21 protein-coding genes and 1 pseudogene are annotated in these 23,826 nt (G+C 73.3%); 12 read left to right on the top strand and 10 right to left on the bottom strand.

Annotated elements, in window-relative coordinates; all coding sequences use genetic code 11:
- The first annotated feature begins 41 nt into the window (after window positions 1-41).
- From AB0J12_RS11165 to AB0J12_RS11135, 7 genes and pseudogenes are all read left to right on the top strand, one after another.
- Complete coding sequence (locus AB0J12_RS11165) at window positions 42-1,130, top strand: amino acid ABC transporter permease (protein ID WP_363263987.1); 1,089 nt, start codon at window positions 42-44, stop codon at window positions 1,128-1,130.
- The gene (locus AB0J12_RS11160) at window positions 1,079-2,101 is read left to right on the top strand and encodes an ABC transporter substrate-binding protein (protein WP_363263986.1); all 1,023 of its coding nucleotides are present in this window, start codon (window positions 1,079-1,081) and stop codon (window positions 2,099-2,101) included. Before AB0J12_RS11165 ends, AB0J12_RS11160 begins: the two co-directional genes overlap by 52 nt.
- A gap of 88 nt (window positions 2,102-2,189) precedes the next feature.
- On the top strand, window positions 2,190-2,285 hold the full coding sequence (locus tag AB0J12_RS11155) for a putative leader peptide (protein WP_363263985.1): 96 nt from the start codon (window positions 2,190-2,192) through the stop codon (window positions 2,283-2,285).
- 105 nt (window positions 2,286-2,390) lie between these two features.
- Window positions 2,391-3,593 (top strand): LLM class flavin-dependent oxidoreductase, encoded by a 1,203-nt coding sequence (locus tag AB0J12_RS11150; protein ID WP_363263984.1) that lies wholly within the window; start codon window positions 2,391-2,393, stop codon window positions 3,591-3,593.
- A 19-nt stretch (window positions 3,594-3,612) separates the two neighbouring features.
- Window positions 3,613-4,989, top strand: coding sequence for an NtaA/DmoA family FMN-dependent monooxygenase (locus AB0J12_RS11145; RefSeq protein WP_363263983.1), 1,377 nt, complete (start codon window positions 3,613-3,615; stop codon window positions 4,987-4,989).
- A 42-nt stretch (window positions 4,990-5,031) separates the two neighbouring features.
- A complete protein-coding gene (locus AB0J12_RS11140) occupies window positions 5,032-5,478 on the top strand; it encodes a GNAT family N-acetyltransferase (protein WP_363263982.1) in 447 nt (148 codons plus the stop codon).
- A 40-nt stretch (window positions 5,479-5,518) separates the two neighbouring features.
- Window positions 5,519-5,770 (top strand): annotated as a pseudogene (locus AB0J12_RS11135) (hypothetical protein); the annotation flags it as partial.
- An 18-nt stretch (window positions 5,771-5,788) separates the two neighbouring features.
- Here AB0J12_RS11135 and AB0J12_RS11130 read toward each other — a convergent pair.
- Complete coding sequence (locus AB0J12_RS11130; protein ID WP_363264172.1) at window positions 5,789-8,353, bottom strand: CHAT domain-containing protein; 2,565 nt, start codon at window positions 8,351-8,353, stop codon at window positions 5,789-5,791.
- A gap of 151 nt (window positions 8,354-8,504) precedes the next feature.
- On the opposite strand from AB0J12_RS11130, the gene AB0J12_RS11125 reads away from it, so the two are divergent.
- Genes AB0J12_RS11125 through AB0J12_RS11115 form a run of 3 tightly spaced genes read left to right on the top strand, consistent with a single transcriptional unit; the run spans window position 8,505 to window position 11,028 of the window.
- Window positions 8,505-9,926 (top strand): S8/S53 family peptidase, encoded by a 1,422-nt coding sequence (locus tag AB0J12_RS11125; protein WP_363263981.1) that lies wholly within the window; start codon window positions 8,505-8,507, stop codon window positions 9,924-9,926.
- Window positions 9,923-10,564 (top strand): sigma-70 family RNA polymerase sigma factor, encoded by a 642-nt coding sequence (locus AB0J12_RS11120; protein ID WP_363263980.1) that lies wholly within the window; start codon window positions 9,923-9,925, stop codon window positions 10,562-10,564. Before AB0J12_RS11125 ends, AB0J12_RS11120 begins: the two co-directional genes overlap by 4 nt.
- The gene (locus AB0J12_RS11115) at window positions 10,561-11,028 is read left to right on the top strand and encodes a hypothetical protein (RefSeq protein WP_363263979.1); all 468 of its coding nucleotides are present in this window, start codon (window positions 10,561-10,563) and stop codon (window positions 11,026-11,028) included. The genes AB0J12_RS11120 and AB0J12_RS11115 overlap by 4 nt, the downstream gene beginning before the upstream one ends.
- Before the next feature lie 19 nt (window positions 11,029-11,047).
- Here AB0J12_RS11115 and AB0J12_RS11110 read toward each other — a convergent pair whose 3' ends face one another.
- The 6 genes from AB0J12_RS11110 to AB0J12_RS11085 all read right to left on the bottom strand — a co-directional run bounded on the left by AB0J12_RS11110 (window position 11,048) and on the right by AB0J12_RS11085 (window position 18,729).
- On the bottom strand, window positions 11,048-11,845 hold the full coding sequence (locus AB0J12_RS11110; protein ID WP_363263978.1) for an N-formylglutamate amidohydrolase: 798 nt from the start codon (window positions 11,843-11,845) through the stop codon (window positions 11,048-11,050).
- A gap of 912 nt (window positions 11,846-12,757) precedes the next feature.
- Window positions 12,758-14,977: an NADP-dependent isocitrate dehydrogenase gene (locus AB0J12_RS11105; protein WP_363263977.1), complete on the bottom strand. Its 2,220-nt coding sequence runs from the start codon at window positions 14,975-14,977 to the stop codon at window positions 12,758-12,760.
- 124 nt (window positions 14,978-15,101) lie between these two features.
- Window positions 15,102-15,506: a DUF4186 domain-containing protein gene (locus tag AB0J12_RS11100; protein WP_363263976.1), complete on the bottom strand. Its 405-nt coding sequence runs from the start codon at window positions 15,504-15,506 to the stop codon at window positions 15,102-15,104.
- A gap of 125 nt (window positions 15,507-15,631) precedes the next feature.
- Window positions 15,632-16,723 (bottom strand): mechanosensitive ion channel family protein, encoded by a 1,092-nt coding sequence (locus AB0J12_RS11095; protein WP_363263975.1) that lies wholly within the window; start codon window positions 16,721-16,723, stop codon window positions 15,632-15,634.
- A gap of 202 nt (window positions 16,724-16,925) precedes the next feature.
- Entirely contained in the window at window positions 16,926-17,690 is a 765-nt protein-coding gene (locus AB0J12_RS11090; protein ID WP_363263974.1) for a crotonase/enoyl-CoA hydratase family protein, read from the bottom strand.
- A 64-nt stretch (window positions 17,691-17,754) separates the two neighbouring features.
- Window positions 17,755-18,729 (bottom strand): lysylphosphatidylglycerol synthase transmembrane domain-containing protein, encoded by a 975-nt coding sequence (locus AB0J12_RS11085; protein ID WP_363263973.1) that lies wholly within the window; start codon window positions 18,727-18,729, stop codon window positions 17,755-17,757.
- Window positions 18,730-18,879: 150 nt separating this feature from the next.
- Between AB0J12_RS11085 and AB0J12_RS11080 the strand changes: the two genes are divergently transcribed.
- Entirely contained in the window at window positions 18,880-20,784 is a 1,905-nt protein-coding gene (locus AB0J12_RS11080) for an ABC transporter ATP-binding protein (RefSeq protein WP_363264171.1), read from the top strand.
- A gap of 254 nt (window positions 20,785-21,038) precedes the next feature.
- Here AB0J12_RS11080 and AB0J12_RS11075 read toward each other — a convergent pair whose 3' ends face one another.
- The gene (locus AB0J12_RS11075) at window positions 21,039-21,848 is read right to left on the bottom strand and encodes a pentapeptide repeat-containing protein (RefSeq protein WP_363264170.1); all 810 of its coding nucleotides are present in this window, start codon (window positions 21,846-21,848) and stop codon (window positions 21,039-21,041) included.
- A 328-nt stretch (window positions 21,849-22,176) separates the two neighbouring features.
- Window positions 22,177-22,566, bottom strand: coding sequence for a DUF4345 domain-containing protein (locus AB0J12_RS11070; RefSeq protein ID WP_363263972.1), 390 nt, complete (start codon window positions 22,564-22,566; stop codon window positions 22,177-22,179).
- A gap of 91 nt (window positions 22,567-22,657) precedes the next feature.
- Between AB0J12_RS11070 and AB0J12_RS11065 the strand changes: the two genes are divergently transcribed.
- A complete protein-coding gene (locus AB0J12_RS11065) occupies window positions 22,658-23,266 on the top strand; it encodes a helix-turn-helix domain-containing protein (protein ID WP_363263971.1) in 609 nt (202 codons plus the stop codon).
- Window positions 23,267-23,279: 13 nt separating this feature from the next.
- Here AB0J12_RS11065 and AB0J12_RS11060 read toward each other — a convergent pair whose 3' ends face one another.
- The gene (locus tag AB0J12_RS11060; RefSeq protein WP_363263970.1) at window positions 23,280-23,765 is read right to left on the bottom strand and encodes a peptidylprolyl isomerase; all 486 of its coding nucleotides are present in this window, start codon (window positions 23,763-23,765) and stop codon (window positions 23,280-23,282) included.
- Between the last annotated feature and the right edge of the window lie 61 nt (window positions 23,766-23,826).

Raw genomic sequence — 23,826 nt, 5'->3', positions numbered from 1 at the left:
CACGCCCGAGGGGCGCCGCCGACTCCCCGCCGGAGCCCACCATGAGCCACACCCAAGGCGCCGCCGTCTCCCTGGCCGACCCGCCGGTCAGTGACACCCCGTCAGACAAGCAACACCCGCCGCGCGTCGTGCCGTTGCGGCACCCCGGGCGCTGGATCGCCACCGCCGTCGTGCTCGTCCTGCTCGCCCAGTTCGTCCATGGACTGGCCACCAACAGCTTCTACCAGTGGGACCGCTTCGCCTACTGGTTCTCCCGCCCCACCATCCTCGACGGCCTCCTCATCACCCTGGAGGTCACCGTCTACAGCGCGGTCCTGGGCCTGCTCGGCGGCATCCTGCTGGCGCTCGCCCGGCTGTCCAGGAGCCCGGTGCTGTGCCTGGTCAGCTGGACGTACGTCTGGGCGCTGCGGTCCATCCCGCTCATCGTCGTCCTGCTGTTCCTGTACAACTTCTCCGCCCTGTACAAGACCCTCAGCCTCGGCGTCCCCTTCGGGCCGGCCTTCCTCACCTTCGACGAGTCGCGGCTGGCCACCGACATGGTCGTCGCCGTCGTCGGCCTCAGCCTCAACGAGGCCGCCTACGCCGCCGAGGTGGTCCGCGGCGGCATCCTCTCCGTCGACCAGGGCCAGCACGACGCGGCGGCGGCCCTCGGCCTGCCCAGGAGCCGCCAGTTCACCCGGATCGTGCTGCCGCAGGCGCTGCGCTCCATCATCCCGAACTACGTCAACCAGCTGATCGGCCTCGTCAAGGGCACCTCCCTGGTCTTCTACGTCTCCCTGCTCGACCTGTTCGGCGCCGCGCAGACCATGGGCTCCACCTACCCCGGCGACATCGTGCCGCTGCTCCTGGTCGTCACCGTCTGGTACCTGCTGCTCACCAGCGCCATCTCCGTCGTGCAGTTCTACGTCGAACGCCACTACGCCCGCGGCGACGCACGCTCCCTTCCGCCGACACCGCTGCAGCGCCTGCGCGCCGCCCTCACCGGCCTGCGCGCGCGTGTCCGTCACGAGGCCGCCGTATGGCACACCATCCGTCGTCCCCTTCCGCTCATCCCGCTCACTCAGCGACAAGGACAGCCATGCCTTCTCACTTCACACGAGGCCACCTGCTGCGCGGCCTCACCGCGGTGACCGCGGTCGCCACCCTCGCCACCGGCCTGGCCGCCTGCGGCGGTGACAGCGAGGCCGCCACCACGACCGACGCCGCGGCGGGCACCGTCGTCGTGGGGCAGGTGTCCAACGGCGCGGCGAAGGAGACCACCATCAAGGTCTCCGAGGTGAAGTCCATCAGCGCTCAACTGCCCGACTCCGTGAGGAAGAGCGGCAAGCTGGTGATCGGCTCCGGCACCCTGCCCTCGGGCGCCCCGCCGCTGGGATTCATCGGCAGCGACCAGAAGACCCTCACCGGCTCCGAACCCGACCTGGCCCGGCTGGTCGCGGCCGTGCTAGGCCTCAAGCCGGAGGTCAAGCGCTTCACCTGGGAGAACCTCTTCGTCGGCATCGACAGCGGCAAGGTGGACGTCGGCTTCTCGAACATCACCGACACCGAGGAGCGCAAGAAGAAGTACGAGTTCGCCTCCTACCGCAAGGACGACCTCGCCCTGGAGGCCCCCAAGTCCTCCACATGGAGCTTCGGCGGCGACTACGAGAACCTCGCCGGCAAGACGGTCTCCGTCGGCGCGGGCACCAACCAGGAGCGGATCCTGCTGGAGTGGAAGCGGAAGCTCACAAGCGAGGGCAAGAAGCTCACTGTCAAGTACTTCCAGGACAACAACAGCACCTACCTGGCGCTCAGCAGCGGCAAGATCGACGCCTACCTCGGGCCCAGCCCCAACCTCTCCTACCACGTCACCCAGACCGCGAACACGCCCCACGCCACCCGGATCGCGGGCCAGTTCTCCGGCGCCGGTGCCTCCCTCCAAGGCCTGATCGCGGCCACCGCGAAGAGGGGCAGCGGCCTGGCCAAGCCGGTCGCCGACGCCATCAACCACCTCATCAAGAGCGGCCGGTACGCGCAGTGGCTCAAGGCATGGAACCTCTCCAACGAGGCCGTCACCACCTCCCGGATCAACCCGCCCGGCCTGCCGCTGGACAACTCCTGACACCGGGAACACTCGTGCCTGCACAGGGCGTTGAACCCACGACGACACTCGCGCGGCCCCGGCCGGCGCGCCCGCCCGCACCCCGGAGGTGACGCCCGTGCCTCGCAGCCCGCACACCGTCCGCCTCCACACCCGGCCGCACATCGATCTGCTGCGCGTGGCCGGCGCGCTCTGTCGCGCCTGACGCCGGACCCCTTCCGGCCGGCCGCCCTCGCGGCCCTTCGTGCGCCCGCGCCCCGTGGCACCCCGGGGCCGGCGTGTCCCCACAGACCTCCAGGAAGGCACCCTCGTGTCCTCGACTCCCGCTGCTCCCCTGCACCTTGCCGTCGCCCTGGACGGCACCGGCTGGCATCCCGCCTCCTGGCGTGAGCCGGTGGCCCGGCCCCGCGACCTGTTCACCGCCGGATACTGGGCCGACCTCGTTATTGAGGCCGAAGGCGGTCTGCTCGACTTCGTGACGATCGAGGACGGCCTCGGTCCGCAGTCCGCCCACTTCCTCGACCCCGACGAGCGCACCGACCAGGTCCGCGGCCGGCTCGACGCCGTGCTGATCGCCTCCCGTGTCGCACCACTGACCTCGCACATCGGCCTGGTGCCCACCGTCATCGCCACCCACACCGAGCCGTTCCACATCTCCAAGGCCATCGCCACCCTGGACTACGTCAGCACCGGCCGGGCCGGCCTGCGCGTGCAGATCTCCGCCCGCCCCGCCGAGGCCGCCCACTTCGGCCGCCGCACCATCGAGCGCATCGACGCCTACGACAGCCCCGCCGCGCGGGACGTGGTGACCGAGCTGTTCGACGAGGCCGCCGACCACGTGGAGGTCGTGCGCCGGCTGTGGGACAGCTGGGAGGACGACGCGGAGATCCGGGACGTGGCCACCGGGCGTTTCATCGACCGGGACAAGCTGCACTACATCGACTTCGAGGGCCGGCACTTCAGCGTCAAGGGTCCCTCCATCACCCCGCGCCCGCCGCAGGGCCAGCCGCTCGTCACGGCGCTCGCCCACTGGACCGTCCCCTACCGGCTGGTGGCCCGCCAGGCCGACCTCGGCTACGTCACCCCGCACGACCCCGAGCAGGCCCGCGCGATCGTCGCCGAGATCCGCGACGAGCAGGAGGACGCCGGGCGGGCCGATCAGCCCCTGCACGTTTTCGCCGACCTGGTGGTCTTCCTCGACGACGCCCCGGGCGCGGCCGCCGCCCGCCGGGAGCGTCTGGACGCCGTGACCGGTGAGCCGTACACCAGCGACGCCCGGATCTTCACCGGGACGCCCGCCCAACTTGCCGACCTGCTCCTTGAGTTCCAGGAAGCGGGCCTGTCCGGGTTCCGGCTGCGGCCGGCCGTCGCCGGGCACGACCTGCCCGCGATCACCCGCGGCCTGGTCCCCGAACTCCAGCGCCGGGGCGCCTTCCGCCGCGCCTACGAAGCCGACACCCTGCGCGGCCTGCTGGGCCTCGCCCGCCCCGCCAACCGCTACACCGCCGCCTGAGCCGAGGGATTCCACCGCCATGACCAAGCCGCTGAAGCAGATCCACCTGGCCGCGCACTTCCCCGGCGTCAACAACACCACCGTGTGGAGCGACCCGAAGGCCGGCAGCCACATCGAGTTCGACTCCTTCGTGCACTTCGCGAAGACAGCCGAACGCGCCAAGTTCGACTTCCTGTTCCTCGCCGAGGGCCTGCGCCTGCGCGAACACGCCGGGAAGATCTACGACTTGGACGTCGTCGGCCGCCCCGACACCTTCACCGTGCTGGCGGCGCTCGCCGCCGTCACCGAGCACCTCGGCCTGACCGGCACCATCAACTCCACCTTCAACGAACCCTACGAGGTGGCCCGCCAGTTCGCGAGTCTGGACCATCTCTCCGGCGGGCGCTCCGCGTGGAACGTCGTCACCTCCTGGGACGCCTTCACCGGCGAGAACTTCCGCCGCGGCGGCTTCCTGCCGCAGGAGGAGCGCTACGGCCGAGCCCAGGAGTTCCTCGCCACCGCGCACGAGCTGTTCGACTCCTGGCGGGGCGACGAGATCATCGCCGACCAGGCCACCGGCACCTTCCTGTCCGACGCCAAGGCCGGCGCGTTCGTGCACCAGGGCCGGCACTTCGACATCCACGGACGTTTCAACGTCCCGCGCTCCCCGCAGGGCCGCCCGGTGATCTTCCAGGCGGGCGACTCCGACGAGGGCCGCGAGTTCGCCGCCGCCGAGGCCGACGCCATCTTCAGCCGGTACGGCACCCTGGATACCGGCCAGGCCTTCTACCAGGACGTCAAGCGCCGCCTCGCCAAGTACGGCCGCCGCCCCGACCAGCTGCTGATCCTGCCCGCCGCGACCTTTGTGCTCGGCGACAGCGACGCCGAGGCCGAGGAGGCGGCCCGCGAGGTGCGCCGGCAGCAGGTCAGCGGCGCCACCGCGATCCGCCACCTGGAGTTCGTCTGGAACCGCGACCTGTCCGGATACGACCCGGACGGCCCGCTGCCCGTCGTCGACCCGGACGTCGGCGACGACCACATCGCCCGGGGCCGCGCCCAGGTGCGCATGTACCGCGACCCGCTGGCCACCGCCCGCGAGTGGCGGGAGCTGGCCGAGGCCAACAACTGGTCGATCCGCGACCTCGTCATCCACACCGGCAACCGGCAGAACTTCGTCGGCTCCCCGGCCACGGTGGCGAAGGCGATCAACGACCTCGTCCAGGCCGACGCCTCCGACGGGTTCATCCTCGTCCCGCACATCACCCCCGGCGGCCTGGACGAGTTCGCCGACACCGTCGTCCCGCTCCTGCAGGAACAGGGCGTCTTCCGCACCGATTACGAGGGCACCACCCTCCGCGACCACCTGGGCCTCGCCCACCCCGACGACGTCGTCCGGGCGCAGCGGGCGGCTTCCTGACGTTCACTGCGCCCATCGCGGCCCGGGTGCCATGATCGGCCCATGACACTCGACATCACCCGGGCCACGGTGCGGGACCTGCACCAGGTGGTGGCCGACCACCCCCGCTACTGGGGCGAGCGCGATCTGCGCGCCCTGCACCAGCCGGTGTTCGTGCAGGAGTTCGGAGCCACCTGCCTCGTGGCCCGCGCCGACGACGGCATCCGCGGCTACCTCGTGGGTTTCGTCACCCCGGACCGCACCGGCTACGTCCATCTGATCGCCACCCGCGACGACAGCCGGGGCACGGGCCTGGGCCGTCGACTGTACGAGGCGTTCACCGAGGCGGCCCGCGGCCAGGGCGCGGTCCGCCTGAAGGCGATCACCTCGCTCGGCAACAGCGGCTCGCTCGCCTTCCACCGCAGCCTCGGCTTCGAGGATCGCGTGGAGGGCGACTACGACGGGCCCGGAGAGGCGAGGATCGTGTTCACCCGCCTCCTGCCGCCCTGAGAGCGACGGAGCCGGACCGTGGACCAGGGGCCTGGTCGGGGCGTGACGTGCCGCACGCACCCGGACCGCCGCCCCCGCTCGCGGCTGCCCGGGTGCGCGCACCCCGACGCTGACCGGTCCGGTGCTGGGCGAACTCACCGCCCGCCAGCGGCGGATCGTCACCCTCGCCGCCGCCGGTCTGAGCAACCGGCAGATCGCCGAGCCCCTGTCTGTGCGGACCCTCGGCAGCCGCCTGCACAGCGCCTGGACCCCCGACGCCCCGCCCTGGCCGGCGGAGCCGCCGCAGGAGTAGCAGCCGCCTGAAGCGCCGTCACGCCGCGCCGAACGCCGTGAACGCCCAGCCCGTCGCCTGGTGCAGCGCGTCGTCCGGGACGGCGGCGCGGGCGTCGCGCAGCGCCTCCGCGAGCGACAGCCCTGCGCCGAGGCCCTTGTGCAGCGCGAGCATCAGCGGCACCACCGCCGCGTCGTTGACCGGCGCGCTCGCCGCCACCACACCGGCGGTGCCCAGCGGCAGCAACGCCGTGACCAGGCCCAGCAGTTCGTCGGCGCCGACGGAGGCGAAGCGGGCCGTGTCGCAGCAGGACAGGATGATCCGGTACGGGCTGCGCGCGAGGCGTTCGAAGTCGTGCACGATCAGCGGCCCGTCCGCCATCCGCAGCGATGAGAACAGCGGGCTGTCCGCGCGGAAGGCGCCGTGCGCGGCGATGTGCGCGAGCGCCGCGCCGTCCAGTTCCGCCAGCACCCGCGCCGCGCGCGCGTGCTCGTCCTCCAGCAGCGTCGGCGTGCCGTACCGCCCCGCCAGTTCCGGCACTTCGGCCCCGCCGGTGGCCAGCCCCGGCCCGCGCACCAGGACGTGCCGGCCGTCCGCCGGCGGCTCGGTGTCACGGGCGCGCAGCCAGCTGCTCGCCGACGGCGACACGCTCACCACCCGCTCCGTGAGTGACGGCAGCACCGCCCACGGCACGCGATGCAGCCGACCCGGCGGTACGACGACCAGCGGACCGGAGCCCAGATGACGGACCGCCGCACCGAGCAGCAACTCCTCCAGCCGCCGCCCCGCCGCCAGCAGCACCGGCAGCCGCGCCTCACCGCCGGGATGCGCGAGCCGGCGCAGCCCCGCCTGCACGTGTTCCGCCTCCGCCTCCGCATCGGAGAGCAGCCCCGCCGTGAACCGCCGCACGCGGCCCCGCCCGACCAGCAGCACGTGCACCCGGCCATCCACCACGGCCAGTTCGACGAGCCGCCCCTGATCGAGCCGCTCCAGCAGCCGGCCCGCGTCGAAGCGGTCGGCGCCACCGGGTGCGTCCGCGCGCAGATGCAGGGTGAGGGAGCGGATCTCCCGCTCCAGCCGCCGCTGTTCGCGCTCCAGCGCCGGCACGGCCCGGCCCTCACCGCGGGCCTCCTCCGCACGGGCCGCGATCTCCCGGAACGCGGTCAGACGGCTCAGCAGCGCCGGATCGGCCGGCGGCCGGGTGGGCGGCGCGCTCAGTGCGGTGGCCCGCCAGCGCTCGCTCCACTCCAGCAGACGGCGCGGCCCGCCACCGTCCAGGCTCGCCCGCTGCGCCATCGCCGCGAGCTCCGCGCCCTGCTCGGTGGCGCGGGCCCGCAACTCCGAGGCGCCGAGCGTCATCCGGTGGGCGTCCAGCACGGCCAGACCGCTGCGACACGCCCGCAGCACGCCGGCACTCGACCCGGCGGCCCGCGCGCGCAGCGCCTGCGCCGCCCAGCCGGTGATCCGGGCCAGTGGCGGCCCGCCGTGCCGGCTGCGCGCCGCCCGCGCCAGGTGCCGTTCGGCGTCCCGCGGCCGGCCCAGCGCCAGCGCGATCCGCCCCGCCAGCAGGGACGCCTCCGGCGCGGCCGGCGCCCCGAACGAGGCCAGCCGCTCGGCGACCCGCGCCGCGTCCGCGACCAGCCGCCCCGAGGCCCGTCCGGCGGCGAACCGCGCCTCGATCAGCACCAACCGCGCGTGCGCCTCCCACCACGGGCGCCGCTGCGCCGCGAACAGCCGCACCGCCACCGCGGCCCGGGCGATCGCCGTGTGCGGATCCCCGGCCGGGCGGGCGGCCCGGGCGGCGGCCAGCAGCAGCTCCGCCTTGCGGGTCAGCTGCCCGCCGATCCCGTCCAGTGCCCGGATCGCCGCGTCCGCCTCGGCCAGCGCCTCAGGCGCGAGCCCCGCGGCCATCAGCACCTCGCAGCGCCGGATGTCGAGCATGAACGTGGGCGTGCCCAGCTCCGCGTACCGCTTCTCCGCCTCGTCCAGCAGCCGCAGCGCCGCCGGCACGTCCCCCGCGCGGAACGCCGCCAGCCCCCGGCTCTCCACCGCGTCGGCCTTGTCGTGCTCCTGGCCGGTGGTGTCCCACAGCGCCTCAGCGGCGCTGAAGTCGGCGTCCGCCCGCTCCACCGAGCCCAGCGCGAGATGCACGGTGGCCCGCAGGGTCAGCGCCCGTGCCGTCCAGATGACGTCGTTCTCCTGCCGCAGCACGGGGATCGCCCGGCGCACGTCCTCCAGCGCCTCCCGGTGCCGGCCCAGCACCCAGCGGGCGTAGGCCCGGCGGAACAGCACCTGCGCCCTGGTGTGCCCGCTGCCGCGCTCGACGCCCCGCTCCAGCGCCGCCAGGCCCTGCCGGGTGCGGCCCGCGTGCACCAGGGCCACTCCGAGCGTGGCCAGCACGTCGGCCTCCCGGTCGGCCGACCCCGCCCGGGCCGCGAGGTCCCGGGCGCGCCGCAGATGACGCAGCGCTAGACGCAGATCGCCCCAGTCCCGCTGCCAGATGCCGATCACCTGATGCGCCACGGAGGCGTGCACCGGGCAGGGATCCGCCTCCAGCACCTCCCGCGCCCGCGCCAGCGCCTCGTGCGGGGCCGCGAACACCATCGGCAGCAGGCCGAACACCGAGTCGCTTCCCGAGGTCACCCTTGGGATGGTAGGGGACCGGGAACCACATCCCCACCGGTGTGCCTCTGTATCAATCGGCGACCTGGGGGCTCTCCCCTACGACGGTTGCCTCGAGGGGGAGGAACACGACATGCCGGCACAGCGGTTCAGGGAGCAGTTCCACCAGATCCAGCGTTCCATGCCCGACGTCCCGCTGGCTCTCGGCCCGGACGACGCCGCGGAGTTCGTGTTCGAAAAGGGCGTCCTCCTCGTGCGTGACGGCGACGACGCCGCGTTCGTCGAGGACGCGGTCCGCGCCCACTTCACCGCCACCGACGGCCTGGACCCCGAGCCCGTGCGCCGGGCGGGCCCGCAGACCCACCGCTCCGGCATCACCCGCGTCCAGGTCGCCGACCCCGGCCGGGGCAGCCACCCCGCCGACCCCGTCGTCGGCCACGCGCTGCGCGCCGTACGGCAGGCCGAGGACCGCACCGGGCGCCGGCTGGTCAGCCGCAACCACGTGGTGTCCATCGCGGTGAACTCCTGTCCCGGCGACGAGCCCGTGCCCGCCGAGCGCGCCGCTGGCCTCAACCCGGCGCCCAGCGGGGGCGGTTACGACCCCGGGAGGGCCGTCGGCGTGCTGGTGATCGACAACGGCCTCAGCCACGATCACCGCGCCCACCCGCTGCTCGCCCACACCCAGGGCGACCCGCACCCGCAGGAGACCGACGACTCCGGCGTCCTGCGCCAGTACATGGGCCACGGCACCTTCATCGCCGGGCTGCTCGCCGCCGTCGCGCCCAGCACCGACATCACCGTCCTCGGCACCCTCAACGACGCCGGTGCCATCCTGGAGTCCGAGTTCGGCGACAAGCTCTTCGACGCCGTGGACCGGCACGGCTGGCCCGACATCCTCAGCCTGTCGGCCGGCACCTCCAACGGCCGCACCGACGGCCTGCTCGGCGTCGACGCCTTCATGCGCGAACTGCGCGAGCAGCGCACCCTGTTGGTGGCCGCGGCCGGCAACAACTCCAGCGCCAGTCCCTTCTGGCCCGCCGCCTACGCCACCGTTCCCGGCTTCGAGGACGCGGTGCTGAGCGTCGGCGCCCTGCGCGACGACGGCGAGTTCGGCTCCTGCTTCACCAACCACGGCCCCTGGGTGCGGGCTTACGCCCCCGGCGAGCGCCTCACCAGCACCTTCACCGGCTTCACCACACCCGTGCCGTACGTCTACCACCACTCCACCTACGACGCCTGCCGCTACGGCTTCACCTACGCCTGCACCTGCACCACGCCCGGCCACAGCGGACTGCTCAGCGACGACGGGGACACGGGCGCCAAACCGGACCAGGTGATGTTCGAGGGCCTGGCGCACTGGAGCGGCACCTCCTTCGCCACCCCGGTGGCCGCCGGGCTCGTCGCCGCGCACATGAGCGCCCACCGGGAGACCGACCCGCGCGCCGCCCTGGCCGGACTGCTCGCCGCCAACGTGGAGTTCGCCGAGGTGCGCGGTGCGCATGTGCCGGCGCTGCGGCCGCCCACCTGGCGTCCGGCGGCCGCCCCGGCGTCATGACGGCCGGGGTCGCCCTCCGTACGGCGTACCATGACGTGCCGTACACGAGGGGTGGAGCAGTCGTGGACCGTGCAGAGGTCGGCACGCTGGTCCGGTCCGCCGTCGACGGTGACGGCGCGGCCTGGAAGGCGCTGGTGGAAGGGCTCAGCCCGCTGGTCTGGTCCGTGGTGCGCGCGCACCGGCTCTCGGACGCCGACGCGCACGAGGTCTATCAGACCGTGTGGTTCCGCTTCGCCCAGCACCTGGGGCGGCTGCGCGAGCCCGACAAGGCGGGGGCGTGGCTGGCGAGCACCGCGCGGCACGAATCGCTGAAGGTGATCAGAGGTCTGCAACGGCTGACCCTGACCGACGATCCGTCTCTGCTGGACCGGCCCAGCGAGGAGCACACGCCGGAGCAGTCGCTGCTGGAGGCGGAGGAGGCGGCCGCCGAGAGCGAGCGCATCCGCCGGCTGCGGCGCGAGCTGGGGGCGCTGGGCGAGCGGTGCCAGGGGCTGCTGCGGGTGCTGATGGCCTCGCCGCCGCCCAGCTATCAGGAGGTGTCCGCGGCGCTCGGTATCGCCGTGGGCAGCATCGGCCCGCTGCGCCAGCGCTGCCTGCGCCGGCTGCGGGCGCGACTGGACGCACGGGGGGTGCGGTGAACGACGACGACGGCCTCGAGCCGGTGGAGGAAGCGGAACTTGACCGGCTGGAGGGGGAGTTGCGTGCGGCCGCGGCCGTACTGGACCCGTTGCCGGCCGCGCTGAGCGCGATCGCCGTGGAGGCGTACGCGCTGCACGACCTCGACGCCCGGATCGCGGAGCTCACGTTCGACTCGCTCACCGACGCGCAGCCGGTGCGCGGGGCGACGGACGTGCCGCGGATGCTGACCTTCCAGGCGGGGGAGTTGACGGTCGACGTGGAGGTGGGCGCCGAAGGGCTGTTCGGGCAGGTGCTGCCGCCGCAGCGGGCGAGCGTGGAGGTGCTGAGCGGACCGCACGCCGGTGCCGCGCTGACGGCCGACACGATGGGCCGCTTCAGCGCCGCCGCGCCGCCCGCCGGGCCGTTCGCCCTGCGGCTGCGGACCGGCGGGGACGTCGTCGTCACGGAGTGGCTGCGGGCCTGACCGGGGGCGGGCCGCGGAGTCAGCCGGAGACGGCGTCCACGAGACGGGCCAGGGCGCCGGCGAGCCTGCCCAGCCCGGGTCCGGCGGGTCCGCCCGGCTCGCGCATGTAGGTGTCGCGGCGGATCTCCACCATCAGCGCGGCGACGCGTGGCTCGCGGCCGTAGAAGTCCAACGGCACGTACGTCCCGCTGAACGGGCTGTCCAGGCCGGTCTCACCGCACCCGGCGAACGCCTCGCGCGCCGCCGTCAGCAGGGCGGGCGGGGTGTGGAAGGCGTCCGTGCCCAGGCACACCGGCGGGCGCGGGCCGGTGCCGTGCAGTTCGTAGGGCAGCGGGGCGGTCGGGTACGAGTGCACGTCGACGATCACGACCCGCCCGACGGCGTCGAGCCGCTGCGCGACGGCCTCCGTCATGGCCTGCGCGTAGGGCCGGAAGTACCGGCTCAGCAGCGGCTCGGGGTCGTGGCCGTCGGGCCGCAGCACCTCCCGGTGCGTGGTCCGCGTGTACACGGCGCCCATGCCGACCGCGCCCATCTCCTCCCGCTCGTCCGGGAACCGCTCCGGATCGACGACCAGCCGCGACAGCCGGTTGACGAACCGCCACGGCGTGACGCCGGCCAGCCGGGCCGCCTCGTCCGCGATCCCGGCGGTGTGCGCGTCGGTGATGTGGTCCAGCTCCCGCGCGAGCGCGGAGTCGTCGAGCACGATGCCGGCGCGTACGTCGTCCGGTATCTCCCGCGCGGAGTGCGGCACATGCAGGATCACGGGCGACGCGCCAGCTCCGGTCAGCAGCTCGAAGGACGGCTCGGCTGGGGTCATGGGGCGGCTCCGGGGCGTTGTCGGGGGCAGGGTGCATGATCAAGGTGCCACATCACACACCGGCACGGTGAGCCATGCCGCGGCACGGTGACGCGATGCCACCGGCACGGGCACGCACGCCGTGCCACCGGCACGGGCACGCACGCCGTGCCACCGGCACGGGCACGCACGCCGTGCCGCCGGCCCCGGGACGCACGCCATGTCACCGGTCCGCCGACCGGTGGCACCGGCGCGGGCCTGCCCCCGCGAGGGCCGCGAGGGCCGCCGGGGGCGGGAGAAGTGCCTGCACGGGCCGGCAGCCAGCGCGCGCCCTCGCGTTCCCCGCACCCGTGGAACGCCCCGCCTTCCCCGGCGCGGGGCGCGCTCGGACCGCCGACGGGGCGCGGTGCCTCGTCCCCTGCGGGGGTCGGCGCGTGCCCGTGCCGCCCCGGATGAGGCACCTCGCCCCGCCCGGGGCAGCGATTACGTCTCCGTACCGGGGACGCCCTGCGGGCGGTAGCGCGTGCGTCCCGCGTCGGCGATCGCCCGGTCGGGACTGGCCGTGCAGGCCTCTCCCGCCCGCGAGGCGCCCCGCCGCGGGCCCGAGAAGCAGGGCGGGTGAGCGCGCCGGGCGCGAGGCACCTCGCCTCGTCGGGGGCGGCGTTTGCGTCTTCGCGCCAGGTACGCCCGGCGGGCGCCAGGGCGTGCGTTCTGCGTCGGCGGCCGCGCGGCCGGGGGCCGGCGTGCACGCGTGTGCAGCCTCCGAAGCGCCCCCAGCGGGCCCGCCCGGTCGGGCAGTCGCCCCGACCAGGCGGCGACGACGCCGAGCCCGCCCCGGGAGGAAACACCTCCGCCCCGGCCGGGCGGTGCTCGGTCGGGGCGGAGGGGGGGCCGGTCAGGTCACCGGCGTCGGATCGGGAACGCGGAGGGCGTTCAGCTCAGGGACGCCAGGGCCTCGTTCCAGGTGGCCGACGGGCGCATCACCGCGGCGGCCTTGGCCGGGTCGGGCTGGTAGTAGCCGCCGATGTCGACCGGCTTGCCCTGGACGGCGTTCAGCTCGTCGACGATCTTCTGCTCGTTCGCGGCGAGCGTCTCCGCGAGTGGCTGGAAGGCCTTGGCGAGTTCGGCGTCGTCGCTCTGTCGCGCCAGCTCCTGCGCCCAGTACAGGGACAGGTAGAAGTGGCTGCCGCGGTTGTCGATGCCGCCGACGCGACGGGTCGGGGACTTGTCCTCGTTGAGGAAGGTCGCCGTGGCCCGGTCGAGGGTGTCGGCGAGGACCTTGGCCCGGGTGTTGCCGGTGGCCTCGGCGAACTGCTCGAAGGACGGCACGAGCGCGAAGAACTCACCGAGGGAGTCCCAGCGCAGGTAGTTCTCCTTGACCAGCTGCTGCACGTGCTTGGGCGCGGAGCCGCCGGCGCCGGTCTCGAACAGGCCGCCGCCCGCCATCAGCGGGACGACCGACAGCATCTTGGCGCTGGTGCCCAGCTCCAGGATCGGGAACAGGTCGGTCAGGTAGTCACGCAGCACGTTGCCGGTCACCGAGATGGTGTTCTCGCCGCGGCGGATGCGCTCCACCGACAGCTTGGTGGCCTCGACGGGGGACAGGATCCGGATGTCCAGGCCCTCGGTGTCGTGCTCCGGCAGGTACTGCTTGACCTTGGCGATCAGGTTGGCGTCGTGGGCGCGGTCCTCGTCCAGCCAGAACACGGCCGGGTCGCCGGTGGCGCGGGCGCGGGTGACGGCCAGCTTCACCCAGTCCTTGATCGGCGCGTCCTTGGTCTGGCAGGCGCGGAAGATGTCACCGGCCTCGACGCTCTGCTCGATCAGAACGGCACCGGAGGCGTCGACGAGGCGCACCGTGCCGGCGGCCGCGATCTCGAAGGTCTTGTCGTGGGAGCCGTACTCCTCGGCCTTCTGCGCCATCAGGCCGACGTTCGGCACCGAGCCCATGGTGGACGGGTCGAACGCGCCGTTGGCCTTGCAGTCCTCGATGGCGGCCTGGTACACGCCGGCGTAGGAGGAGTCCGGGATGACGGCGAGCGTGTCGTGCTCCTGGCCGTCGGCGCCCCACATGTGGCCCGAGGTGCGGATCATCGCCGGCATCGACGCGTCGATGATCACGTCGGACGGCACGTGCAGGTTGGTGATGCCCTTGTCGGAGTCGACCATGGCCAGGTCCGGGCCCTCGGCCAGCTCGGCGTCGAAGGAGGCCTTGATCTCGTCGCCCTCGGGCAGGGCGTCCAGGCCCTTGAGGATGCCGCCCAGACCGTCGTTCGGGGTCAGACCGGCGGCGGCGAGCTTCTCGCCGTACTTCTCGAACGTCTTCGGGAAGAAGGTGCGCACCACGTGACCGAAGATGATCGGGTCGGAGACCTTCATCATCGTGGCCTTCAGGTGCACGGAGAACAGCACACCCTCCGCCTTGGCGCGGGCGACCTGCGCGGCGAGGAACTCACGCAGCTCGGAGACGCGCAGCACGGACGCGTCGACGACCTCGCCGGCCAGCACGGGTACGGACTCGCGCAGCACGGTGGTGGTGCCGTCGGCGGCCACCAGCTCGATCTTGAGCGTGTCGTCCTGCTCGATGACCACGGACTTCTCGGTGGAGCGGAAGTCGTTCTCGCCCATGGTCGCCACATCGGTCCTGGACTCGGAGGACCAGGCGCCCATGCGGTGCGGGTGGGTCTTGGCGTAGTTCTTGACGGAGGCGGGGGCGCGGCGGTCGGAGTTGCCCTCACGCAGGACCGGGTTCACGGCGGAACCCTTGATCTTGTCGTAGCGGGCGCGGATCTCGCGCTCCTCGTCGGTCTTCGGCTCGTCCGGGTAGTTCGGCAGCGCGTAGCCCTGCCCCTGCAGCTCGGCGATGGCGGCCTTGAGCTGCGGGATGGACGCCGAGATGTTCGGCAGCTTGATGATGTTCGCGGCCGGCGTCTTGGCCAGCTCGCCCAGCTCGGTCAGCGCGTCCGGGATGCGCTGGTCCTCGGTGAGGTACTCCGGGAACACGGCGATGATGCGCCCGGCCAGCGAGATGTCGCGGGTCTTCACATCGACACCGGCCTGCGCGGCGTACGCCTGGACCACCGGCAGGAAGGAATACGTCGCCAGGGCCGGGGCCTCGTCAGTGTGCGTATAGATGATGGTCGAGTCAGTCACCGGGTGCTCCGCTCCACGTCTGCAACATTGCTCGACATCAAGATATCTCCTGATCCGGTCCGGCTCGACAAGGGTCCTGGCCTGAAACGACGCCGTGGGCCGCCCCGTGCGCGGCCGCACCGGCTCAGGCGCGGCGGACCGTGTCCGGCCCGGTACGCCCGGTCATCTCGCGCGTGATCCACCGGCAGATCACCTCCACCACGTACACCCGCTCGGCGTGGCTCAGCTCACGGCCCTTGGGGATGCCGTGCCAGCGCTGGAGGCAGCCCCGGCAGCAGGTCGCGGTCGCGTGCTGGGCGACGAACACGGGGTGACCGCGGTACGGCGTCTGCTTGCCGTCCTTGTACGGCTCGGCCGGTGCGAGGCGCTTGACGATCAGGTCGTCGGCGTGCCGCCGGATCGTCACCGGGCCCTTCAGCTCGGCCGTGGCGCGGTCGCGGCCGCGCAGGTGGAACTTCGCCCGGAACGGCTGGCGCGCGAGGGCTTCCAGCCGTCGGTCGATGCTGTGGGGGTCGGTGGGGGAGTTCATTCCGCTTCCGAGCGTAGGCGCTCCGCGGGGCCAGGCGCCCTCCGGGGCGCGGGGTGGCGGTTCCTCGGCGTCCGCGGGCGCGTTGTGGCTGGTCGCGCGGTTCCCCGCGCCCCTTTCGGGGTGCTCTATTCGCCGGCGACGAGGACCGACCGTATGTCCTCACCGGGCCGCTGCTGAGGGATCGTGACCGTGCCCTGCTGGAGCGTGACCGTGCGGGCCGGGGCCGGGATGTGGATGCCCTCCGAGCGGTAGCACTTGTGCAGGCGCTTGATGAACTCGTGCTTGATCCGGTACTGGTCGCTGAACTCGCCGACGCCCAGGATCACCGTGAAGCCGATCCGGGAGTCGCCGAAGGTGTGGAAGCGGATCGTCGGCTCATGGTCCGGCAGCGCCCCGGTGATCTCGGTCATCACCTCGGCGATCACCTCGTTGGTCACCCGCTCCACATGGTCCAGGTCGCTGTCGTAGGCCACCCCGACCTGCACCAGGATCGTCAGGTCCTGCTCGGGCCGCGAGAAGTTGGTCATGTTGGTCTTGGCCAGCTGGCCGTTCGGGATGACCACGAGGTTGTTGGACAGCGCCCGCACGGTCGTCTGCCGCCAGTTGATGTCCTCGACGTACCCCTCCTCCCCGCTGCTCAGCCGGATGTAGTCGCCCACCTGCACGGTCTTGGAGGCGAGGATGTGGATGCCGGCGAAGAGGTTCGCGAGCGTGTCCTGCAACGCCAGCGCGACGGCCAGACCGCCCACACCCAGGGCGGTGAGCAGGGGCGCGATGGAGATGCCCAGGGTCTGCAGCACCACCAGGAACCCGATCGCCAGGACCAGCACCCGGGTGATGTTGACGAAGATCGTCGCGGACCCGGCGACGCCGGAGCGGGACTGGGTCACCGCGCGCACCAGCCCGGCGACCACCCGGGCCGCCGACAGGGTCACGACAAAGATCAGCCACACCTGCAGCGACTGGTTGACGGTCCGCTGCACCGTCCGGGTCAGCGGCAGCACGGCCGCCGCCGCGGCGGCACCGCCCGCGATGGCAGCCCACGGCACCACCGTGCGCAGGGCGTCCACGACGACGTCGTCACCGCTCCACTTCGTCCGCTTGGCGTGCTTCGCCAGCCAGCGCAGCAGGGTGCGGGAGAAGAAGGCCGTCAGCAGGCCCGCCGCCAGGGCGATGCCGGCCAGCACCAGGTCGTCCAGGGTCAGCGCACGGTTCACCGGCCGCCTCCGAGAAGACGGTCGTCGGCGCCCTCGGCCGACGACGGGATGTGAAGTCTCGTCACGTTGTCACCTGCTCGAACTGCTCGTATCGGGGATGCGCGCCAAATGCGCCCGACGGGGCGTCAGCGTGCGGCGCGAGCGCTCATCCTGCCGTATCCGGCACAGCAGTTCGAAACCGGGCGCCGTGACGAGCGCCGCGTCAGCCGTCCGTGAACGACCCGTGCCGTCCCGCCCCCGACGCGAACCGGCCGGCGCCCCGCATCGCCTCTTCCAGCACGGCCGCGCCGTGGGCGTGTTCGACCCGCAGCGCCTCCCGCTCACCCAGCCCCTCCTGGTCCAGGACCGCCGCGCGGTCGGAGCGCAGACAGTCCTGCGGGAAGCGGGCCAGGGCGGCGGCGAGTTCCTCGGCGGCGGCACGTGCGGTGCCGGCCGGCACGACGCGGTCGGCCAGCCCCATCCCGTACGCCTCGCTCGCCGGGACCGGGCGGCCGGTGAGGATCATGTCCAGCGCGCGGCCGGTGCCGATCAGCCGGGGCAGCCGTACCGTGCCGCCGTCGATCAGCGGCACTCCCCAGCGGCGGCAGAACACGCCGAACACCGCGTCCTCCTCGGCGACCCGCAGATCGCACCACAGCGCCAACTCCAGCCCGCCGGCCACCGCGTGCCCGGCGACGGCGGCGATCACCGGCTTGGACAGCCGCATCCGGGTCGGCCCCATCGGCCCGTCCCCGTCCCCGGCGACCCGGTTGCTCCGCTCCCCGCCCATCGCCTTCAGGTCCGCGCCCGCGCAGAACGTGCCGCCCTCGCCCCACAGCACCGCCACCCGCGCCTCCTCGTCCGCCTCGAAGGCCCGGAACGCCGCGGCCAGTTCCGCGGCCGTCGGCCCGTCCACGGCGTTGCGCACCTCGGGGCGGGACAGCACGACCGTGGTGACGTGCTCTCGTCGTTCGACGCGGACCGGCATGACGTAACCCCTTCTGGGCGGCGCTGTACGGCGACGCCCGCAGGTTACTCGCGAGTCGCCGTTCTCAGATCACCTTCAGACGGACCAGCGCCCCCAGTGTCAGCGCGCCCGGCAGCAGCGGCAGCCACACGGTGAGGATCCGGTACGCCAGCACCACCGCCGTCGCCACGGCGGCCGGTCCGCCCGCCGCGACCAGTGCCACCACCAGCGCGGCCTCCACCGAGCCGATGCCGCCCGGGGTGGGCACCAGCGCCACCGCCACGGTCGCCGCGAGGTAGGCCACCGCGATGTGCGGGGGCGACACGGGAAGGTCCAGTGCCTGCCCGACCAGGACCAGACCCGACGCCTGCAGCGCCGGGAAGGCCAGTGAGCCGCCCCACAGGGCCAGGGCGCGGGCCGGTCGCGCGTGCACGGAGCGGGCCTCGCCGAGCGCGGTGCGCAGGAAGCCGCGCGCGGCCGTGCGCAGCCGCCGTACGCAGACCAGCGTCAGCGCCGCGGCCGAGGCGAGCGCGGCGGCGGCCGCCAGCAGCGGCAGCAGCGCGCCGGCGGGCAGCAGCGTGCCGAGGTGCAGCGCGTCCGGGAAGGCGAGCAGCAGCACCGCCAGCAGGGCGATCCGGCCCACGCACTCGGCGAGCATGTACAGCGCGAGGGCGGCCGAGGAGCGGGCCAGCGGCACCCCGCACACCGTCATGAAGCGCAGGTTGACCGCGCTCGCGCCCAGGCCCGTGGGCAGCAGATGGTTGGCGGCGCCGGCCGCGAACTGGGTGGCCAGCAGCCGCCGCCGGGGCAGTCGCTCGACGACCGCCCCCTGCCGGGTGAAGGAGGCCGCCACCCAGGTCAGACAGGTCGCGCCGGCCGCGGCGACCAGCCAGGGCCACTCGGCGGTGCGCAGCTGGCCGAGCCCTTCGGTGAGCGTGGAGCGGTGCCGTACGGCGACGACGGCGACGAGCAGGAGCGGGAGCAGACACAGCACCTGCCGGACCGGGACGCGACGGGGGAGTCGTCCCTGCGGCAGCGGGGGGAGGGGGACGGCGGTCACATCGGGAGAGGTTCTCCGCACCGCGCCAACGGCGGGTTGCGGAAGCGGGGACGGCACATTGCGTACGGTCATCGGATCCTTCGAACGGGGGGACGGACGGCGGACATTGACCTCAACGATGATTGAGGTTCTACGTTGCTGTCCATGAGCATGGAAACCACCGCTTGGACGCAGCTGCACAGCGTCATGACCGCTCAGCAGGAGCGGCGCCCCTTCGACCCCGCGACGCTGCGCCGCATCGGCGCCTTCGCCCGCCCGCACCGCCGACGCATCGCCCTGTTCGTGGTGCTCGGGGTGGGGACCGCGCTGCTCGCCGTGGCCACCCCGATCCTCGCCGGACGCGTCGTCGACTCGATCGTGTCGAGGGGCGAGGCGGGCCACGTCGTACGCCTCGCCCTGCTCATCGCGCTCATCGCGGTGGCCGAGGCGGCACTGGGCATCCTCTCGCGGCGGCTGTCGGCCACGCTCGGTGAGGGGCTCATCCTCGATCTGCGGACGGCTGTGTTCGATCATGTGCAGCGCATGCCGGTCGCGTTCTTCACACGGACCCGTACGGGAGCGCTGGTCTCCCGGCTCAACAACGACGTCATCGGCGCCCAGCGCGCCTTCAGCAACACCCTGTCCGGCGTGGTCAGCAACCTCGTCACGCTGCTGCTCACCCTCGCGGTCATGCTGACGCTGTCCTGGCAGATCACCCTGCTCGCGTTGGTGCTGCTGCCGGTGTTCGTGATCCCGGCCCGGCGGATGGGCAGCCGGATGGCGCGTATGCAGCGCGAGGCGGCGGCGCTGAACGCGTCCATGGGCACCCGGATGACCGAGCGCTTCTCGGCCCCCGGCGCCACGCTCGTGAAGCTCTTCGGGCGGCCCGAGGAGGAGTCGGTGCAGTTCGCGCTGCGCGCCCGGCGGGTCGCCGACATCGGCATCCGCACCGCCACCGCCCAGTCCGCGTTCATCACCGCCCTCACCCTGGTCTCCGCGCTCGCCCTCGCCCTGGTCTACGGCCTCGGCGGCTTCTACGCCCTGCACGGCACCCTGGAGGCGGGCGCCGTCGTCTCCCTCGCGCTGCTGCTGACCCGGCTGTACGCGCCGCTCACCGCGCTCGCCGGGGCCCGGGTGGAGGTGATGAGCGCGCTGGTCAGCTTCGAGCGGGTCTTCGAGGTGCTCGACCTGAAGCCGCTGATCGTGGAGAAGCCCGACGCCCGAGAGGTGCCCGACGGGCCGGTCGGCGTCGAGTTCGACGACGTCCGCTTCGCCTACCCGGCCGCCGACCAGGTCTCCCTCGCCTCTCTGGAGGAGGTGGCAGCCCTCGACACCCGCGGTGGCGCCGAGGTCCTGCACGGCATCTCCTTCCGCGCCGAACCCGGCCGCACCGTCGCCCTCGTCGGCTCCTCCGGCGCCGGCAAGTCGACCATCGCCCAGCTGCTGCCGCGGCTCTACGACGCCGACGCGGGCGCGGTCAGAGTCGGCGGCGTCGACGTCCGCGACCTGACGTTCCGCTCCCTGCACGGAGCCGTCGGCATGGTCACCCAGGACGGCCACCTCTTCCACGACAGCGTCCGCGCCAACCTGCTGCTCGCCCGCCCCGAGGCGAGCGAGGACGAACTGTGGGACGCGCTGCGCCGGTCCCGCCTGGACGACCTCGTCCGCTCCCTGCCCGACGGCCTGGACACCGTCGTCGGCGAGCGCGGCTACCGGCTCTCCGGCGGCGAACGCCAGCGCATGACGATCGCCCGGCTGCTGCTCGCCCGCCAGCGCGTGGTCATCCTCGACGAGGCCACCGCCCACCTCGACAACACCTCGGAGGCAGCCGTGCAGGAGGCGCTGACGGAGGCCCTCGCCGACCGCACCGCCGTCGTCATCGCCCACCGGCTGTCCACCGTGCGCACGGCCGACGTGATCCTGGTGGTGGAGGGGGGCCGCATCGTGGAGCGCGGCACGCACGAGGAGTTGCTGGCGGCGGACGGACGGTACGCCGAACTGCACCGGACGCAGTTCGCCCGGGCACAGGACGCGACCGGGGCCGCCGGGCGGCTGACGGGGGAGACGGTGGCGTAAGGGAGGCGTCCGGGCGGGGTCCGGACCCGGTCGGGTCAGAGCACCGACCGGGCCGCGATCCGTCTCGGGGTTCCGGACGCGGCCCGGCCGGAGTCGTGGATTCCGGTGCGGTGCCGGTGACTTCAGTCAACAGCGCCCGCTCGCCCGCCGCATCTCCAGCGCGCCGAACGGCCGAACCCACCGGCGGCCGGGCCGTGCGCCGCCAGGACACCGGCACCCGCGCCCGCGCCCGGCACCGGCACCCGCGCCCCGCGTCACCAGTGCCCTGGCCGCTCCAGCCCCGCCGGCAGAACCGTCGACGCGTCGCCCCTGGCCGCGTTCAGCTGGGCTTGGGTGACGAAGAGCGCGCCCGAGAGGTCGGCGCCCGAGAGGTCGGCGTCACGCAGGTCCGCGCCGATCAGGTCGGCCGAGCGCAGGTCGGCGCCCGAGAGGTCGGCCGCGATCAGCAGCGCGCCGCGCAGACTGGCGCCCCGCAGGTCGGCACCGGCCAGCCGGGCCCCGATCAGATCCGCCCCGCGGTGGTTGCGACGCCGGCCGGGCAGCCCCGCCCGCGCCAGTTCGCCGGCCCGCAGCAGCAGCTCGTTCACCTCGCCGCGCAGCGCGTTCACGTCCACCGCGCGGATCTCCTCGGCACTGCCCCGGGTGAGTTCCTCGATACGGTCCGCCGCGCGCCGCAGGTCCCGGTGGACGGGCCGGGCCGCCGCGAGGCCGAGCGCCTCGGTGACGTACCACAGCAGCTCGTGCAGCTGCCGCATCACCGGGAACACGGCGAACATCGCCCCGGAGGTGCCCGGCGCACTCCGCCAGTCCGCGCCGCCGAAGGTGACCTGGGAGACCTTCTGGCCCGCGCCGAAGCAGTCGAAGACGGTGCAGCCCGGGTAGCCCCGCTCGCGCAGGTCGGTGTGGATGCCGCAGCGGAAGTCCGCCTGGAGGTTCCCGCACGCCTTCCCGGCCGGCTTGTCGGCGGCGAAGTCGGCGGAGCGGGCGAAGGGCAGCGCGACGCAGCACAGCCCGAAGCACGACGCGCAGTCGGCCTGCAGGTCCGCCCGGCGCGGCGCGGGCAGCGGGTCACCGCCGCCGGGTGCCCCCTGCCTGCCGCGCGCCGCCTCCCGGGGCGAGGGCGCCTGCGGCGCCCGGCGCCCGCCACCCGCCGTGTCGGACCCGCCCCGGCCTGCGGACGAGGCGGGGCGCTTGCGGCCCCCGGCGGTGGAGGGGGTTCCGTGCTGTCGGGACACCGTGCGTGCTCTCCAAGGACGAGACGAGCACCGCCGGTCTGCGGCGCTCGGAAGACCGGCCGTCCATTCTCGCAGAGCGCGTACGGGGCCTGATCGGCCTGCCCCGGACGGGCACCGGTCCCTACCGTGCCGCTGCGGAGTCCCCCGCGCTCGGCGGTCAGGCCGTGACCGCCTCCTCGCTGTCCGCCAGCCACAACAGCAGCGGCGACAGCCCCAGTTCCACGGCCGCCAGCAGGAGCTGGAACCAGTGCGGCCGGCCCTCGACGGCGAGGGACAGCAGCCGCGCCGCCCCGCCCAGCAGGAACACCGCGGTCAGCACCCGGACCGCGGCCGCCGGGACGGGCGACTGCCGCACCGCCCACAGCCAGGCCAGCCCGTACCCGGCGAAGACCGCGCCCATGAACCGCCCGAAGCTGTCGACGGTCGGCCCGGCCGAACCGGCGCCGGGGATCGCGGCGTTCCCGAGCAGCACATGGAAGAGACCGATGGCCACGCACGCGTACCCCATGGCCCACGCCAGTCCCCGCAGCACTCCGACCCGCGTCATGCCGGACACCCCCGTCGCTAGTAGACACACGTCCAGTAACGCCCTCAGGGTAGGCGCCACTAGTAGACACATGTCAAGTAACATGCCGCCCATGTCCCCTCGCCGCCGCCTCAGCCCCGACGAACGTCGGGCCGAACTCCTCGCCGTGGCCGCGCGGCAGTTCGCCGAGCGTCCCTACGACGAGGTGCTGATGGAGGACGTGGCCGAGCGGGCGGGTGTCTCCCGCGCGCTGCTGTACCGGTACTTCCCGAGCAAGCGGGACCTGTTCGCCGCGCTCTACCGGCAGGTCGCCGAGCGGCTGCTCGACCTGACCCGGCTCCACCCCGCCGACGACCTGGCGGACCAGCTGGCCCAGGGGCTGGACGTGCACATCGCGTACTTCGCGGAGAACCGCAACACCGTCCTGGCGGCCAACCGGGTCCTGGCCGGCGACCGGCTGATCCAGACGATCATCACCGGGGAGCTGGACGCCCTGCGCGAGCGCCTGCTCGCCGTCCTGCCGGTCACCGACGCCGGCACCCGGCAGGCCGTCTCCGGCGTCCTGAAGAGCTGGCTGGTCTTCGTCCAGGTGCTGTGCGTGGACTGGCTGACCGAGCCGACGTGCACCCGCACCGAACTGCGGGACGTGTGCGTGGGTGCCGTGCTGGGCGCCTTGCGCCCCCTGCTGAAGGAGGACCCGGCGCCCGGCCGGCCGTACTGAGTGACGCCGTGGCTCAGATCTGGACGACCTCGGCGGAGTTGATCACGACCTGCTCCTTGGGCACGTCCTGCGCACCCGTGGGGACCTGCGCGATCCGGTCGACGACGTCCTGGCCCTCGACGACCTTGCCGAAGACCGCGTAACCCCAGCCGTCCTGGCCCGGGTAGTTCAGGAAGTCGTTGTCGCTGACGTTGATGAAGAACTGCGCGCTGGCCGAGTGCGGAGCGGACGTCCGCGCCATGGCGACGCTGTACTTGACGTTCTTCAGGCCGTTCTTGGCCTCGTTCTCCACCGTGCGCGGGGCGGGCTTGATGCGCATGTCGGTGCCGTGGCCACCGCCCTGGACCATGAAACCGTTGATGACCCGGTGGAAGATCGTTCCTGCGTAGTGGCCGCTGTTGAGGTACTCCAGGAAGTTCTCGACCGTCTTCGGGGCCTTGGCGTCGTCGAGGCTGAGGACGATGTCGCCCATCGTCGTCGAAAGGCGGACGTTGGTCATGACTGCTTCTCCACTCGCTGTACGTCGTCTCTCCCCTGCCCGAACAGGCACGGGAAACACG

The sequence above is a fragment of the Streptomyces sp. NPDC049915 genome (genome assembly GCF_040656475.1).
Taxonomy (GTDB): domain Bacteria; phylum Actinomycetota; class Actinomycetes; order Streptomycetales; family Streptomycetaceae; genus Streptomyces.
This window is presented reverse-complemented; position numbering and strand designations above follow the sequence as displayed.

Excerpts from the sequence above, each read along its gene's own strand:
- AB0J12_RS11165 (WP_363263987.1), top strand. The coding sequence starts at position 42 with ATGAGCCACACCCAAGGCGCCGCCGTCTCCCTGGCCGACCCGCCGGTC.
- AB0J12_RS11160 (WP_363263986.1), top strand. The coding sequence starts at position 1,079 with ATGCCTTCTCACTTCACACGAGGCCACCTGCTGCGCGGCCTCACCGCG.
- AB0J12_RS11145 (WP_363263983.1), top strand. The coding sequence starts at position 3,613 with ATGACCAAGCCGCTGAAGCAGATCCACCTGGCCGCGCACTTCCCCGGC.
- AB0J12_RS11140 (WP_363263982.1), top strand. The coding sequence starts at position 5,032 with ATGACACTCGACATCACCCGGGCCACGGTGCGGGACCTGCACCAGGTG.
- AB0J12_RS11130 (WP_363264172.1), bottom strand. The coding sequence starts at position 8,353 with ATGGTGTTCGCGGCCCCGCACGAGGCGCTGGCGCGGGCGCGGGAGGTG.
- AB0J12_RS11125 (WP_363263981.1), top strand. The coding sequence starts at position 8,505 with ATGCCGGCACAGCGGTTCAGGGAGCAGTTCCACCAGATCCAGCGTTCC.
- AB0J12_RS11120 (WP_363263980.1), top strand. The coding sequence starts at position 9,923 with ATGACGGCCGGGGTCGCCCTCCGTACGGCGTACCATGACGTGCCGTAC.
- AB0J12_RS11110 (WP_363263978.1), bottom strand. The coding sequence starts at position 11,845 with ATGACCCCAGCCGAGCCGTCCTTCGAGCTGCTGACCGGAGCTGGCGCG.
- AB0J12_RS11100 (WP_363263976.1), bottom strand. The coding sequence starts at position 15,506 with ATGAACTCCCCCACCGACCCCCACAGCATCGACCGACGGCTGGAAGCC.
- AB0J12_RS11090 (WP_363263974.1), bottom strand. The coding sequence starts at position 17,690 with ATGCCGGTCCGCGTCGAACGACGAGAGCACGTCACCACGGTCGTGCTG.
- AB0J12_RS11080 (WP_363264171.1), top strand. The coding sequence starts at position 18,880 with ATGGAAACCACCGCTTGGACGCAGCTGCACAGCGTCATGACCGCTCAG.
- AB0J12_RS11070 (WP_363263972.1), bottom strand. The coding sequence starts at position 22,566 with ATGACGCGGGTCGGAGTGCTGCGGGGACTGGCGTGGGCCATGGGGTAC.
- AB0J12_RS11065 (WP_363263971.1), top strand. The coding sequence starts at position 22,658 with ATGTCCCCTCGCCGCCGCCTCAGCCCCGACGAACGTCGGGCCGAACTC.
- AB0J12_RS11060 (WP_363263970.1), bottom strand. The coding sequence starts at position 23,765 with ATGACCAACGTCCGCCTTTCGACGACGATGGGCGACATCGTCCTCAGC.